8 protein-coding genes are annotated in these 15,852 nt (G+C 48.8%); 1 reads left to right on the top strand and 7 read right to left on the bottom strand.

Annotation, left to right across the window (positions count from 1 at the left end; all coding sequences use genetic code 11):
- Nucleotides 1–601 precede the first annotated feature (601 nt).
- Complete coding sequence (locus AOV_RS00810; RefSeq protein ID WP_075139437.1) at nucleotides 602–4,009, bottom strand: hypothetical protein; 3,408 nt, start codon at nucleotides 4,007–4,009, stop codon at nucleotides 602–604.
- A 514-nt stretch (nucleotides 4,010–4,523) separates the two neighbouring features.
- On the opposite strand from AOV_RS00810, the gene AOV_RS00805 reads away from it, so the two are divergent.
- Nucleotides 4,524–5,243, top strand: a complete 720-nt coding sequence (locus AOV_RS00805) for a ribonuclease HII (RefSeq protein ID WP_075138751.1) — start codon at nucleotides 4,524–4,526, stop codon at nucleotides 5,241–5,243.
- On the opposite strand, the gene rpoC is transcribed toward AOV_RS00805, so the two are convergent.
- From rpoC to rplK, 6 genes are all read right to left on the bottom strand, one after another.
- Nucleotides 5,240–9,484 (bottom strand): DNA-directed RNA polymerase subunit beta', encoded by a 4,245-nt coding sequence (gene rpoC, locus AOV_RS00800; protein ID WP_075138750.1) that lies wholly within the window; start codon nucleotides 9,482–9,484, stop codon nucleotides 5,240–5,242. The genes AOV_RS00805 and rpoC overlap by 4 nt on opposite strands.
- An 11-nt stretch (nucleotides 9,485–9,495) precedes the next feature.
- Nucleotides 9,496–13,644 carry a DNA-directed RNA polymerase subunit beta gene (rpoB, locus tag AOV_RS00795; protein ID WP_075138749.1) on the bottom strand — a complete coding sequence of 1,383 codons (4,149 nt, stop codon included), beginning with the start codon at nucleotides 13,642–13,644 and terminating at the stop codon, nucleotides 9,496–9,498.
- 37 nt (nucleotides 13,645–13,681) lie between these two features.
- Nucleotides 13,682–14,086: a 50S ribosomal protein L7/L12 gene (rplL, locus tag AOV_RS00790; protein WP_075138748.1), complete on the bottom strand. Its 405-nt coding sequence runs from the start codon at nucleotides 14,084–14,086 to the stop codon at nucleotides 13,682–13,684.
- Nucleotides 14,087–14,210: 124 nt separating this feature from the next.
- On the bottom strand, nucleotides 14,211–14,702 hold the full coding sequence (gene rplJ, locus AOV_RS00785; RefSeq protein WP_075138747.1) for a 50S ribosomal protein L10: 492 nt from the start codon (nucleotides 14,700–14,702) through the stop codon (nucleotides 14,211–14,213).
- A 35-nt stretch (nucleotides 14,703–14,737) separates the two neighbouring features.
- Nucleotides 14,738–15,391 (bottom strand): 50S ribosomal protein L1, encoded by a 654-nt coding sequence (gene rplA, locus AOV_RS00780; RefSeq protein ID WP_075139436.1) that lies wholly within the window; start codon nucleotides 15,389–15,391, stop codon nucleotides 14,738–14,740.
- A 16-nt stretch (nucleotides 15,392–15,407) separates the two neighbouring features.
- Nucleotides 15,408–15,851, bottom strand: coding sequence for a 50S ribosomal protein L11 (rplK, locus tag AOV_RS00775; RefSeq protein WP_075138746.1), 444 nt, complete (start codon nucleotides 15,849–15,851; stop codon nucleotides 15,408–15,410).
- Nucleotide 15,852: the final 1 nt, after the last annotated feature.

Here is a 15,852-nt window from a genome sequence, read left to right as displayed (position 1 = left end):
TCTCTCTCATGCGTTGGAGGCGTACCTCTTGTTGTTCACAGACAGCATGCTTGGATCCATGGTGCTGCCAATACGCAGGCCAACGGTGTTTGATATTATGTGCTGTTTTGGGGGGCTACAATCCGCTAATATCAATATCAGTTGCAACTCTGGGGGCTTTATTGGGAGGCATCGTGAATTGGTGCCTGGGCAGGTTAGTAGTTCTCGCGCGAATGAGGTATCATAAATCTGAATACGTCCGACTTCATGGTTATTTGCAGCTGGCATTCTTGGCACCACTGGCGCTGTTATCTTGGGCGTATATTGTGGGTTCTCTGATTAACGTATCCTGCGGATATTTGCGAGCAAACTTGGGTTACACATGTCTCGCCGTATCTGTATCCTACTTTGCATATTACACATATCACGCAATAATCACCAAATTTTTGACTCTCTGGTAGAGAACAGCCACACATTCACACCATGGGCTCCACCTCATCCCTCCCCATGGTAGCGGCCACAGCAAGCATGCTTTTTGTGTGGGTCCAAAAGTTATTATTGGAGTGTAGAGTAAGTTTAATCCCTACATCCATGAAAAACTCCTGCAGCGCGTCATATCCGTTTATGCGATGAGTTTGCTTCCATCTACCTCAGACACATTCACAGCATCCAACATGCCCGTATTACTGTCTTCACCGCCCTCATGGTGTATCTCCACGCTTCCAACTTCCCTTATACCACCCATGGAGTCAGCACTAATGACGGGTAGGACTGCGGTTCCACCCGCGGATGGCGTTTTGCCCGCATCCGCAATGCACTGTGCCAGCAATCTCCTTTTACGGCCAATGTTCATACCCATGCCTGCAGCGGTATTTGCCCTGTCACCTATTGGTAGTGTAAGGTGAGCCCTGGATGCCTTCACCCGTTCATCAGACCCCGAACAACGCAAAGACGGGCTTCTGCAGTTTGAAGTGTTAGCATCAGAAGTGCTTGCCACATTGGGCTGCTGCCGCGTGGGCTCAGTTTCATAACATTCTTTAGGATGCTCAGTAACCTCAGCTGCTGCACGGCCCGCGCGCTCACCGCGCTGCCCCTTGGCAACTCCGGAAGTACCTGCCTCACCCTTATTAGCAAAACCAGTGCCTTCATCTTTTTGCGGAGTGTCAGGCGCGGTTTTCCGCTCTTCATTGCGTGCTGCAACTCTCGCCACATCTAAAAATCTACCCTCATTGTTTAGAGGTGCACAAAGTATACCGAGGTCAGACACTGACAATTCACAACAATGCTTACTCGCGTCGCATAACATATCCTCCTGCGCGCATTGCACAATATCCACCACGTTAGCAGCACTATCTCCAAGGTCAGTCTTTTTAGACTCCATGCACGCATTTTCTCTGAGAAAATCCGACGGCGCAGACCCACAGCTTGTGAGCTTCTGTTGCACACTATAAAAGCGTACAGTATCTGACCTGCCAACAAAATCCCCCCTCTCAGCAGTTAACACGGTATCCCTTCCAATTACCAGGCCCCTGCTGCTTTTTGGCACCCATTTGCCGGATGTACAGCGAGATGCGAATTCCCCTAACGCAAGTCCATTCCCGGCAGAGCCCATCACTGAACCATGTGTGACATTCCCGTCGCACAGCCAGAGTATCGCAGATGACGAACCAACTCCAACCAGGCTGCCCTTAATGCTCTCCGGTACTACAAGTTTGGAATTTCCAGTCAGTTTTACCGTGCTATTGAGTACCGTACCTGCCTCTAGTTCCACCCCGTCACCTATGATTTCGCCACTACACTCTTCAAGAACACCAGAACTTATTCTCCCCTTCTGCCTGATGTACAGAACGCACCTCTTCATCTCTTTTGTGAGCAGAAATACATCACGATGCGGAACATCTCCAGCAAAAACCTCCGCGTCCTCCACGCATCCAAAGCGCGTTATACACATGTCGCCCTCAACGCTTTTGTCTTTCCTGAGTGGAGTATTGTATACAAACTTGCGGGCACCTCCAGCAACTGGTATTTCCTGTATGCAACTAACTGTTTCAGCGAACCTTACCTGCTTATTGGGGGACCCTTTGTCATGTTGCAGAGGGAGACGCCCTCCTATATGGACGCTGCCCTTCTTGAAATACGAAGTGTTGACACTGCCGCATTCCCCTATTACCAAGTGAACATCATGCATGCAATGCGCGGATACCTCACCTTGCTCTACGTAGACCATGCCTCTCCGTATTACGGGCACATCAAGCCCGCGTGCACCGCTACCTCTTGCACGCCATTTGGTACCATGTGTACTTCGGCCCCTTAGCATAAGAACTCTGCACAGGTGCATTTCACCGTCAACACGAATGTTACTACGATCTTTAAGTACCGCATTACAGGAGCTCATTTTGTGCGTGGTAAGGCTTGATGTCCCACTAAGGTCTACAATACTAAGTGCAATTTCTGAGTTGGGTAGGGATATTTCTCCCCCCTCAAGTTTTATGCTACTCTCACACATGCGCCCGATTTCCGCACTCGCATTTTGGCATATCTTGCTACCACGCAAAAACATCCTGCAATTTCTCACGTCGTAGGCGATACCGGGCACCCCGGTACCCGTCAGCTCAACAGTATTTTCCTCTCCACACATTAGTAGGCCAGACAGTTGGTTCACTGCAATTTCAATATTGCAACGTACTGCGTGAATGTAAGGACGTGCACCTGACAAACCGCTACTGGCGCGGCGTCCCTGCGCAGAATTGGCATAAGGACGCTTGAAAAGCCCGGCAAACCAGGAAGAAAGACTGCCAAATATCCCACGTGACTTTGTCGCACTCTTGGCCCCAGACCCACGCCCCTTGAACCACATAGCCGAGTATCCGCGCACTTTCAGATTGGTGTTGTCACAAAATATTTTCCCCACATTTATGCCCTGAATGAGGGCGTCAGACTTGTGTGCAGAATTTCCCGCTACGCGTATGATGCCAGCATTGCTTCCCATAACATTCAGAGAAAACTTCCCACATGCTCGCGCACTGCTAGTGGTCTCCGATCGCGCTGCTTCAGTTGATGCCCCGCCACTAGACTCAGCATTACCTAACTCAACAGTGTTTTCCTGGTGCACCATATAGATTTTTCCTAGGTTGCTCCCCCCAAGCGTGACATCACTACCACCCGTTTGCTCGCGTACGCGAATGCAGCCCTTATTATCTCCGGTAACAATCACGCTGCCAAAGCCCACTGCTTTCCCTCCACGAGAAATACCACGCACAAAAAGGCGCGGCAGGTTCGGTAGTAAATTGTGACTTTCGGCAGTAACGGTACCGGAAATATCGCCTAGAACCAACAATTCCTTGCCCAAAATGGCGAGCTCCGTACCTTGGGGAATGTTATAACAAACGCACACCCTATCAAAATCGGCTACTTGTTCCCGGTTGTTGTCACCGATAACAACAAGCCTCTTTGTAGAAAAGCATATGAGCACTTCCCTGCACAGCTGGTTTATATCCTCGTGCTTCATGCCAGAAAATCTTTTTAGAATTTCGGTGATGCTTTTCTTGGGGTCACCCGAGTTTGCTGAACACAACCCGTCGTAACGCAGTTTCGTGCAAGACTCCATAAGCGCGGAAATAATTTCTTCACGTGTGTTACCGTCTGCGCACTTCATGTGATACGCATCGTGAAAAAACTTCAATGTTCTGCGTACTTCGCGCCGGCTGGCTAGGAACAAATTTATCTTATCAGGAACGCAGGCAATATTTTCTGATACATCCAATCTAGCGTTTATTGCTTCATTTATTTTCGCACTAATCACGCCATGGCATTTTTTATAATCTTTCAAAGCCCTATCAATCCCGGCAATGCTGCTGTTGAAATTTGTATCTTCAGTCAGATATTTTATAACTGCCCTAAAGCAGATATCCTCGGTACTTCCATCTTCACACATTGCTCTCAAATCGCGTATGGCCAGCTCTATCGCACTCAACCCCTTGGTTTTCGTGGCACCCACATCTAATTCTAAAGTTTTCACAATTCCTGGCACAACTTGTCTCGGTATATAGGACACATATTCATGTTATATCAGTATATATTCCAGAATACCATAAAAACTCTCATTTAAGGGCAAGCTTTTCCGCAACGTTGTATTTAGTATACAGAGCGCCAACTATCGTACATCACAATATGCATGTCGTTAGTCAACACGCGTCATAGTATACCCAATCTAACATAATAAGCCCGGAGCGTAGCAATCTTTGCATGGAAGATCAAGAAAAAACATTCATTATTGCACAAGTATTTATTGCTCTACCACAGCGCATAATACGCATATCTATTTAACATCAAATTGACTTTCCCTATCGCACTGCTACCACTCCTGGTGCACACACCCGTCCCCCGGATACTCTATATATAATATTTGGATTTATCCTTCACGGGCCCACGACGTATTGTATTACACCTTAGTTGTGTTATATTGTGAGCGCCTCTGTCGCGAAGATTGAAGTCAGTGCAGCGGGTCCCAGCGCTAGTCCGCTATACCCACCGAGAGCAGGTTTATGAGTCGTATGCCCAGTTTTTTGATTGAAGACCAGCTTAGGTCTGACACAATCTCGGTTATCGTAGGAGTTGATGAGGTTGGATATGGGGCAATAGCAGGCCCAGTGGTTGCAGCGGCAGTGTACTTACCAGAGCGGGAACACGACTACATAAAAGACATTAAAGATTCAAAAGCGCTGTCTTCCAAGAAGCGAGAAGAGTTGTTTTATAAGATTACATCGCACGCAAAGTACGGCGTGGGGTTCGCACGCGTCTGTGAAATAGAGCAACACAACATACTGGTGGCATCGCATATATCCATGAGAAGGGCTCTGCAAAACCTGAGTGTAAAAGCAGATCTTGTGTTGGTTGATGGCAGCAGGACTCCAGATCTGCCCTGGGCAGTCAAGACCATAGTTAGGGGTGACAGCATCAGCACCTCAATAGCCGCGGCATCGATAATAGCAAAGGTAACGCGAGACAGATTTATGAAAAGACTACATGAGCAGCATCCGGAATACGCCTGGAATCAAAACTGCGGGTACGGCACAAAAGCACACATGCTATCGATAAAGCTGCATGGCAAAACTACCCAACACAGAAGCACGTTCGCTCCAGTGAAGCGACTATCCCCTGAATACAAAGAGGCGCCACCACCGGAGCAGCTGCAACTGCCTTACCCAACTAGTACCAATGTGCATGCAGACAGCCGACAGAATGCTGTATCCGCGCGCGACTAGTAGTCTACAACTCCTCCACCGTTCCCCAGATATCCGTCGCCGCCACGGCCTGGAGAGACCTCGCCTTCCGCAATCAACTCATTACCCAGGTCGCCCATGATCTCCCGCAGCTCACTGTTGTAGTAAGTTGCATAATCGCTCTGATCAAGCATTGCCAGTTTTTTCACTTTGTTCATAATGAACCCTGTACCCGCAGGTATTAGCCTACCAACTATTACATTCTCTTTCAGTCCGTATAGAGGATCTTCCTTACCCGAAAAGGCCGCTTCGGTCAGAACCTTAGTAGTTTCCTGGAATGATGCCGCAGAAATGAAAGAGTTGGTGTCAAGGCTCGCCTTGGTGATACCCTGAAGAATCGGCACATATGCAACCGGCTTCTTCCCAGCTTCTTCCAGTTTGCGGTTGAGTCGCATGACTTCCTCGCGCCCAGCATGCTCACCTACCAGGTACATTGTGTCACCCGGATCAGTGATTTCCACCTTTTGTAACATCTGCCTGAGGATAACTTCAATGTGTTTGTTATCTATCCTAACACCCTGCAACCTGTACACTTGTTGTATTTCAGAAATCATGTAGCTGGCAAGAGCCTCCGCTCCCAAAACTCTGAGTATGTCGTGCTGGTCCGGATCCCCATCCATGAGCAGATCACCCTTATGCACAAAGTCACCCTCATTCACTATGGTGTGCTTACCCTTGGGCACCAAATATTCTACCACAGGAAGGCTCTTGTCTACAGGCCGTATGAATATCCGGCGTTTGGAGCGATAGTAGTCCTTGCCAAACTCGACGTAGCCGTCAACGTCGCTCACAATGGCGTGTTCCTTAGGACGGCGCGCCTCAAAAAGCTCAATAACCCTGGGCAACCCCCCGGTAATGTCTCTGGTCTTGATGGATTCTCTGGGTATTCTGGTGATGACGTCTCCCGCATGCACTTTCTGCCCATCTTGGACGTTCAATACCGCACCTATGGGCACGAAGTAATTCGCCTCCAGATCATTGGATAAAGTCGCAATGTTGCCATCCTCATCCAGAAGTACCAACCTCGGCCTCAAATTGGCCCCCTGGAGATGCAATTTCCAGTCTATAACAACCCTGTTTGATATACCTGTGGACTCATCCAAAACCTCGTTGATGGACACACCGTAGATAAGGTCAACATACTTTATGGTTCCCGTCTTCTCAGTGATAATAGGTATGGTGTAAGGGTCCCACTCGGCCATTTTGTCCATCATTTTGACCGGCTGCCCATCTGAAACGTAAAGCTTCGCACCGTATGGCACGCTGTGCCGCATTTTTTCATTACCAACGCTATCGAGGAGCACTACCTCACATGACCGACTCATCACTATCTGATCGCCGTACTTGTCGGTTACCACGTTGCTGTTTACCAATTTCACCTTGGCATCTAGAACAGCTATGAGGTTAGACACCTCCACACCGCGCATCGCAGTACCACCAACGTGGAATGTACGCATGGTCAGCTGTGTACCAGGTTCACCAACAGACTGGGCAGCTATTACACCAACAGCCTCACCTATCGATACCAAATCCCCAACAGCAAGGTCTCTACCGTAGCACAGCGAGCAAATCCCTTTCTTGGATTCACATGTCAGTGGGGACCGCACCCTCACCGCATCCAGCCCGGCAACTCTTATTTTCTCGACCTTCCCCTCATCTATCAGCTCACCAGCACTGAACAGCAATTCCCCGGTCACGGGATTGTAAGTGTCAACTGCAGCAACTCTACCCAACACCACGCTGTCAAGCGTCGCCACTACGGCACCGCCCTCAATCACCGCCCTAGCAACGACTCCATCCTTGGTTTTACAATCATACTCAACAACTGTGCAGTCTTGCGCCACGTCTACAAGCCTACGGGTCAGGTATCCAGAGTTTGCGGTCTTCAACGCGGTGTCAGCAAGCCCCTTGCGCGCCCCATGCGTGGAATTAAAATACTCAAACACGCTTAACCCCTCACGGAAGTTCGAGATGATAGGGGTCTCGATAATTTCGCCCGATGGCTTTGCCATAAGCCCACGCATGCCGGCCAGCTGTTTCATCTGAGATGCAGAACCTCTGGCACCGGAATTTGCCATCATGTAAATGGAATTCAGCTTCCCTTCCTCATCGGACAAAGATATTGCTTTCATCATGTCCCGGGCGATTAAGTCTGTACACTTAGACCATTCATCCACAACCTTGTTGTAGCGCTCACTCCTTGTAATTAACCCGTCTTGGTATTGTATAGAAAACTCTTTGATCTTCTCGCTCGCATTTTCCACATGCGCTGCTTTGGTGTCTGGAATTATCATGTCTTTACAGCCAAAAGAGATACCAGACTGCGACGCATATTGAAAACCCAGACACATGAGTTTGTCGGAAAACTCTACCGTCTCCCTCTGCCCGCAACTTCTATACACCAGGTCAACTACGGATGTAATCTCCTTCACGGTAAGCACCTGGTTCACGAGATCGAACGTAAGATTCTTGTGCTGGGGAAAAATCTGCCAAAGAATCAGCCTACCCGGAGTAGTCTCAACAACCTCGCTCACTACAGTGCCGTCGCTATTGCAGCGCTGCATTTTGTATTTTATCTTGGAAGATGTGTGCACTATCCCTTCATGCAGGGCATATTCCACATGGCTGAATTCCCCAAAAGACATAACCTCCTGGTCGGGCGCGTGCGCCTTTTGCAGCGTGAGGTAATATATTCCCAGGACAATATCCTTGGACGGGACGATTATCGGCCTACCATTTGAAGGGCTAAGAATGTTGTTTGTGGACATCATCAACACCCTAGCTTCAAGCTGCGCTTCGAGCGACAGAGGAACATGCACCGCCATTTGGTCCCCGTCGAAGTCTGCATTAAATGCGCTACACACAAGTGGATGCAGCTGTATGGCCTTACCTTCTATAAGTACGGGGTCAAACGCTTGAAGACCAAGCCTGTGTAGGGTGGGAGCCCTGTTTAGCAATATTGGATGCTCCCTTATTACCTCATCCAAAACATCCCAGACCTCAGGCTTTTCGCTCTGGATCATCTTGTTTGCAAGCTTCACCGTAGGCGCCACTCCGTACATCTTAAGCTTAGAACAAATAAACGGTTTGAAAAGCTCCAGGGCCATCTTCTTGGGCAAGCCACACTGGTGCAACTTCAACCCGGGCCCAACAACGATTACAGACCTACCTGAATAGTCTACCCTTTTACCCAGCAAATTCTGCCTGAACCGCCCCTGCTTCCCTTTGAGCATGTCACTAAGGGACTTTTTGTAGCCCATGCTGCCAGTCCTACTTGAAACATAGCTACGCCTACTGCTATCAAAAAGCCCATCCACAGCCTCTTGTAGCATCCTCTTTTCATTGCGGATCATAATAGCGGGTGGATTGAGCTTAAGCAGCTTCTCCAACCTGTTATTACGGTTAATAATTGTCCTATAGTGATGGTTCAGATCGGAAACTGCAGGTCTACCATTTTCCAAGGACACCAAAGGTCTTAGGTCCGGCGGCAGTACAGGAATCACGGTTAGTATCATCCACTCTGGTTTATTGCCAGAAGCAATGAAGTTTTCGATGATTCGCAGTCTTTTGACCACCTTTTTTCTTTTCATTTCAGATGAGGTAGACTCAAGCTCGCTCCTCAGCCCAGATCTGATGGCCCTAAGATCCAGCCTCACTAGTAACTCCCGTATGGCCTCAGCCCCAGTTAAGGCGACGAAGCCCTCGTCTCCGTAGGCGTCGCGGGCTTGGTTGTATACACTTTCACTTATAACCTCCCCCTTAGAGAATGGAGTGGTCATAGGATCGATAACTACGAAGTCGCCGCTGTACAGGATGCTTTCAATGGACTTCATGGGCATATCAAGCAATGCCCCGATACGGGAGGGCAAGGACTTCAAAAACCACACGTGTGCCACGGGGGAAACTAGTTCTATGTGCCCCATCCTCTCCCGCCGTACCTTGGAAGAAGTGACCTCAACTCCACACTTCTCGCATACTATACCTCTGTACCGTTTCTTCCTATACTTCCCACATAGACACTCGTCATCATTTACAGGACCAAAGATTTTCGGACAGAAAAGACCGCCCTTTTCAACCTTGAATGTGCGGTAGTTAGTTGTGGAGATATCCTTGATCTCGCCGTAGGACATCGCCCTAATGCTCTCAGGGCTGGCAATGGATATGCAAATCTTATCAAACGACTGCGCTATGCTGGTATAGCCGTACAAATCCAACATCTTCATAATATCAATCCCTACTCCACTTCGCCACTAGTAAACTCTTTGTCCTGCTTCAGCACAACATTGAGACACAGGGAGCGTAGCTCCTTGACCATAACATTGAATGACTCTGGAATACCACACTCAAAGTTGCTATCACCCTTTATTATGGACTCGTAAATCTTCACCCGACCCACAATATCATCGGATTTCACCGTGAGCATTTCCTGCAGTGTGTACGCCGCACCATAAGCCTGTAGCGCCCAGCACTCCATCTCACCAAACCTCTGCCCCCCAAAGTGAGATTTACCACCTAGAGGTTGTTGGGTCACCAAACCGTATGGACCTACAGATCTGGCGTGTATTTTGTCATCAACCAGGTGGTGCAACTTCAACATGTATATGTACCCCACGGTGATTTTCCGATCGAACTTCTTGCCCAGGCGCCCATCATAAAGGTCTACTTGCCCAGACGGATCAACCTCAGCCAGTTCCAACAACTTGGAAATCTGCGCATCTTTCGGGCCCTCGAACACTGGAGCAGCCATAGGCACACCCTTCCTCAGTCTGTTGGCAAATATCAGCAACGCTTCATCTGACATGGACGCTACGTCGCTCTTGAGCTTCTGCCCATCATAGACTTTGTCCAGAAAATCTCTCAGGTCAGCAATCATAGACGGGCTGCCCCCATCTAGTATTCTGCCTATCTTCTTGCCCAGATTCACAGCGGCCCATCCTAGATGGGTTTCCAGAATCTGCCCGATATTCATACGGGAAGGTACACCCAGAGAATTGAGGATGATATCCACCGGAGTTCCGTCTTCCAAGTGAGGCATGTCCTCCGCGGGAACGATTCTTGATATAACCCCCTTGTTCCCGTGCCTACCGGCCATCTTATCCCCGGGCTGTAAATTGTGCTTAACCGCCACAAAAACCTTGACTATTGTCAACACGCCCTGAGGCAGATCATAGCCGTAGTTCAGTTTGTCCACTTTCTGCTCAAATTTGCGGTGTGCCTCGCCAACAATGGAGTCAAACTTCTCCCTCATATCCTTAACTTTGGCAGCAACTTTTGTATCAGCAAGCCCAGTGCTCCAAAGGGTATCGTCAGACGCTTCAGCAAAAAAGCTATCAAGGTCGCTGTACCCCTTGACCTTCACTCCCGCATTGCGGAGGAGTTTCCTAAGCTCGTCATGGAAGTATTCGCTTACGACGTCGATCTCATAGTCCCGCTCCTTCACAAAGCTATTTATTTCACTCTGCTTAATTAGCAGCGATCTATCGTTCTCTTCCACCCCCCGCCTTACGAACACATGAACGTCTATAACCGTTCCTTCAACGTCAGGTGGTAGATAGAGCGAAGAGTCTACACAGTCGAAGACCTTTTCACCAAAAATGGTGACGAGCAGCTTGGTCTCGGGCGGAAGAGACACCGGTGGCCTAGGCGTAACCTTGCCCACCAGGATACTACTTGCAGACACCTCGGCACCTATGTTCACAATCCCAACGTCGTCTAAGTGGCTCAGACTCTCTTCATTTACATCAGGTACAGATCGCATTATCTTCTCGGGACCTAAAGGGGTATCCCTCACAACGCATTCGAACTCTTCTATGTGTATGGAAGTAAACACATCTCGCCTAACTACGTCGCTTGAAATCACTATGGAATCTTCAAAGTTGTAACCCTGCCAGGACATAAAGGCCACAAGCACATTCTTCCCAAGCGCTAGCTCTCCCCTATCAATTGCCGAACCATCCGCAATCACGTCATTGGCCTTCACATAATCTCCAAGCTTGACTACAGGCCGTTGATTGATACAGGTGTTGTGATTAGAGCGTTGAAACTTCCTAAGCCTATAGATATCAACACCCAAACATTCGTCTTTGTTAGAGTCAAGAGCACGGATTACTATGTAGGACCCATCGACACGGTGAACGATGCCATCGCGCTTCGCCAGCACCACTGCACCAGACCCAGCAGCAACCACGAATTCCATCCCGGTTCCAACCAGCGGAGCTTCCGACTTTAACAGCGGCACAGCTTGACGCTGCATGTTGGAACCCATCAGAGCACGGTTGGCGTCATTGTTCTCCAAAAACGGTATTAGAGAGGCCGCTACAGACACTATCTGCTTCGGGGAAACGTCAACGTAGTCAACATCCTCGCTTTTCACCATAACAAAGTTGCCGCCGTGCCTACAGTAGAGCATATCATCCACAAAACGATTGTTCTCGTCTATGGCTGCCCCAGCATCAGCTATGTAATAGTCGCCCTCCTGCATCGCCAACAGGTACTCTACCTTGTCCGTCACCACCCTATTTTCAACCTTGCGGTAGGGGCTCTCGATAAACCCGTACTTGTTAATTTTGGCATATATGGCAAGGCTGCTTATAAGGCCAATATTCTGACCCTCAGGGGTTTCTATCGGGCATATTCTCCCATAGTGCGTGGGATGCACGTCACGAACCTCAAACCCAGCCCTTTCCCTGGTGAGACCACCCGGCCCCAGAGCAGATAGCCTGCGTTTATGCGTAACTTCGGACAGGGGATTTGTCTGATCCATAAATTGAGACAGCTGCGATGAGCTGAAAAAGTCTTTAAGTACGGTAGCCAGCACTTTAGGATTGACAAAATCACACGGCATTGCGTTGTCAAAGTTCACTGAGGACATATAGTCCATAATCATGCGCTCCAACCGCAAAATCCCTATCCTGAACTGATTTTCAATGAACTCTCCAACAGATCTGACCCTTCTGTTGCCTAGGTGGTCTATATCATCAACAACACCCTCACCATCACGCAGCAATACCAGCTTTTTCACTACCTGCACTATATCCTCTTTGGTAAGCACGGTCGTGTTCTCGTCGATATCCAGGCCCAGATGACTGTTCAGCTTGATCCTACCAACAACCGATAGATCATACCTTTCTGACTCGAAGAACAGCCCCTTGAAAAAGGATTTCACCGCATCAAGGTTAGGAGACTCGCCGGAGCGGAGCACTCTGTAAATCTCGAACAGCGCATCCTCCTGTGTCGTATTCTTGTCCAAAAACAGCGTGTTCAACACGTATGGGCCAACTGTGAGAAAGTCGATATTCAAAAACGCAATTTCACTGATATCAAACAGTTCTAGCTTCACTATATGCTCAGGTGTTATGGTCTCACCAGCAGATATGATAACTGCGCCACTACTTGGATCTACAAGATCAGTTGCAACAAACATCCCAGTAATGCCAGAGAAAGGAACCAGGTACTCCCTCAGCCCATCAGCGTGCAACTTTTTCGCAATCCTCAAAGTAATTCTGGTATTGGCCTTCACAAGCACGCTGCCATCAACATCCATAAGATCATAGGGAAGGCGCACACCTTTGAAGCGATCAACAATAAAGGGCACTATCCACCCTTTGTCGCACCTCACGTAAAGTACCTTGTCGTAAAACGCGTCAAGGATGTCGTTGTTCGACATCCCCAAAGCTTTTAACAGGTAGGATACGGGGAGCTTTCTCTTTTTGTCTATGCGAAAGTAAATTATGTCTTTGATATCAAATTCGAAATCGAGCCAGGAGCCCCTGTACGGTATAACGCGCGCGGAGTAAATGAGCTTGCCCGAGCTATAAGTCTTACCCTTATCGCTGTCGAAAAAGACCCCGGGGGAACGGTGCATCTGGGAAACTATTACTCGCTCTATTCCGTTAATTATGAAAGTCCCGTATGAAGTCATCATCGGCAAATCACCAATGGAAACTTCCTGCTCTTTCATATATTTCACGCTGCGCTCTGAGGTATCCTCATCAACCACGTACTTGACTTCTTTGAAGGATACTTCCTGCACTTTCCATACAACAAAACGCAGGGTAATTCGTATTGGAACGGAAAAAGTAATCCCGCGCTTAATGCACTCGTACTCATCGTACTGCGGCTCGCCTATGTTGTAGCCCACAAATTCAAGTACCGCTCTGCCCAGAAGATCACGTATGGGAAACATGGCCTGGAAAATGCTCTGTATGCCGCTGCTGCCACCCCTATCTACACCTATAAACGCGTCATAAGAATCCCTCTGTATCCTTATGAGATCTGTCAAAGAATCGCGAATGTCTATGGATTTCGCGTAAGAGAGCCTAGGAACAGCGTCAAAATCATTCAGCACATACCCGGGACCAGAAGAACCACCCGCAGAAGACATTAATTCCCTCAAAAAACCACCAAACAAAAACCCAAGACTACTTCACGCTCACTGTCGCTCCAGCATCTTCAAGCTTCTTCTTCACCTCTTCAGCTTCGGCCTTTTTGTACTTCTTGCCTTCAATCAGCTCTCTCGAACCTTCTTGCTCGACAAAGTCCTTCGCTTCCTTCAGGCCCAGGGTGGTACACTCCCTTACAGCTTTTATAACAGCAATCTTCTTATCTGGTGCATACCCATCAAACATCACAACGAACTCTGTCTGCTCGGTCCCACCAGAATCTTCTGCACCTGGAGCCGCGCCCCCAGCAGCAGGCATGGCGGTTAGCAACCCACCCTTGGGAAACCCAAGCTTATCTTCTATCTTCTCCACTAGAGCAGCGGCACTACACAAATCAAGACCGCAAATCTGCTCTGCTAAAGAATCCAAATCAACGTTACTCATAACAAAACCCCTACAAAACTACACCCCAAACAGCCTAGGAAGGGAGAAGCGTTCTCCCCGCCCGACGGAGCTGGTACGACACGCACCTAACAACGTGACGGAGCCAAATACCACGAAACAACCCTCACGACGCTACGCCCCCACCGATAGCCCTGAGGCAATTAGCCAACCTCATGGGAACCCCATAGCCTACGAGACCCATTATTCTCACCTGCAATTCTTGTAATGACGGCAGACTAGCGAAAAATATCACTCTATCAGCAGACAGCACCTGCCCACCGTCGTATGCACACACAAAAGTGACCTTGCCAGCAGCTGCTTTGACAAACTTGTTCACAATTTTAGACAAAGCCACTATGTCCTCGGAGTAGGCTATGAACACGGCTTCACGAAACTTATCCTCTAACCCGTCTATTTTTCCAACCCGCTTCAACGCAATCCGAGCAATGCTATTCTTCACGACAGTAATTCCACACCCCCCAGCCTTGAGCTCCTTTCTGAGAGCAGCAAAATCTCCAGCAGTCATGGAGCGGAAATTCGCGAGCACAAGGCTCCCAAACTGCGTAAGTACGCCCTCTATTTTACCCAGATGTTTTTCCTTATTGACGCGCTTCACCCTAAACCTCAACCCAACTCATATACGAAACCGGCCTACCCGATACCAGCTATTCTGAAAGATCTGCCCATAGTAGAATTCACAAACACCCCCCTAACGTAAGACCCCTTAATCGTGGTTGGTTTTAAACCCTGCACAGCAGCAACTACGGCGTTAAAATTTTCAAGCAAATCCCCCGGAGTAAAGCTTACATCCCCAATCTTCACGTGAACAATGCCGTACCGATCGGATCTGAACTTCACCTGACCAGATTTTATGACGCCGACCATCTTCGCGAGCTCAAGTGTTACAGTACCAAACTTGGGATTAGGCATCAAGCCCCTCGGACCAAGAATCTTCGCAATTGCAGAAATCTGTGGCATGAAATCGGGAGTGGCAATACACCAGTCAACATCCAACCTGCGCCCCTTCTTTATCTCTTCAATCAGCTCTTCGTCCCCCACGATATCTGCCCCCGCGCTTGAGGCGTGTTTAGCATGCTCACCCTTAGCAAAAACCGCTACTCTAACTTCCCGACCCAGGCCTTTCGGCAAAACTACCGCTCCACGGATTGACTCTCCAGACTTAGAGTCGGCAACACTCAACTTGATAGCGACGTCTACGGATTCACGGAACTTTGCCTTGGCCGATTGCAAAAGCTCACGAATCCCCTCCTCGGCACTGTAGGAACAACTACTATCATCAGACATAGACACAACCTCCAAATCACTCTTCAACAGTGATGCCCATAGACTTCGCGGTTCCGACCACCATCTTAACCGCACACTCCGTGCTATCAACGTTCATATCAGCCATCTTCCGCTCAGCAATCTTAACAATCTCGGACATCTTGATGCTTGTACAGATCTCCTTACCGGGGCTGGAGGACCCCTTGGCAACCCCAGCAGCTTTCTTCAATAAAAACGATACAGGTGCATCACTTACAGAAAAGCTGTAGCTACCATCAGCATAGACGCTTATTCTGGCAGTAACCAGGTCCCCCACCTCGTAAGGGACGCCCTGTGCACTTGTGGCATCATTAAACTCCTTGCAAAACTTTGGCATAGGAATACCGCGAGGACCGAGCACAGAAGCAACCTTGGGACCCGGCGCGGCCTTTCCTGCTTCAATTACCAGATTTATCCGCGAAAGCAACGCAGCGCTACTCATA

This window comes from Anaplasma ovis str. Haibei, assembly GCF_002214625.1.
Taxonomy (GTDB): Bacteria; Pseudomonadota; Alphaproteobacteria; order Rickettsiales; family Anaplasmataceae; genus Anaplasma; species Anaplasma ovis.
The sequence above is the reverse complement of the archived record's forward strand: the minus strand, read 5'-3'. Positions and strand labels throughout refer to the sequence as shown.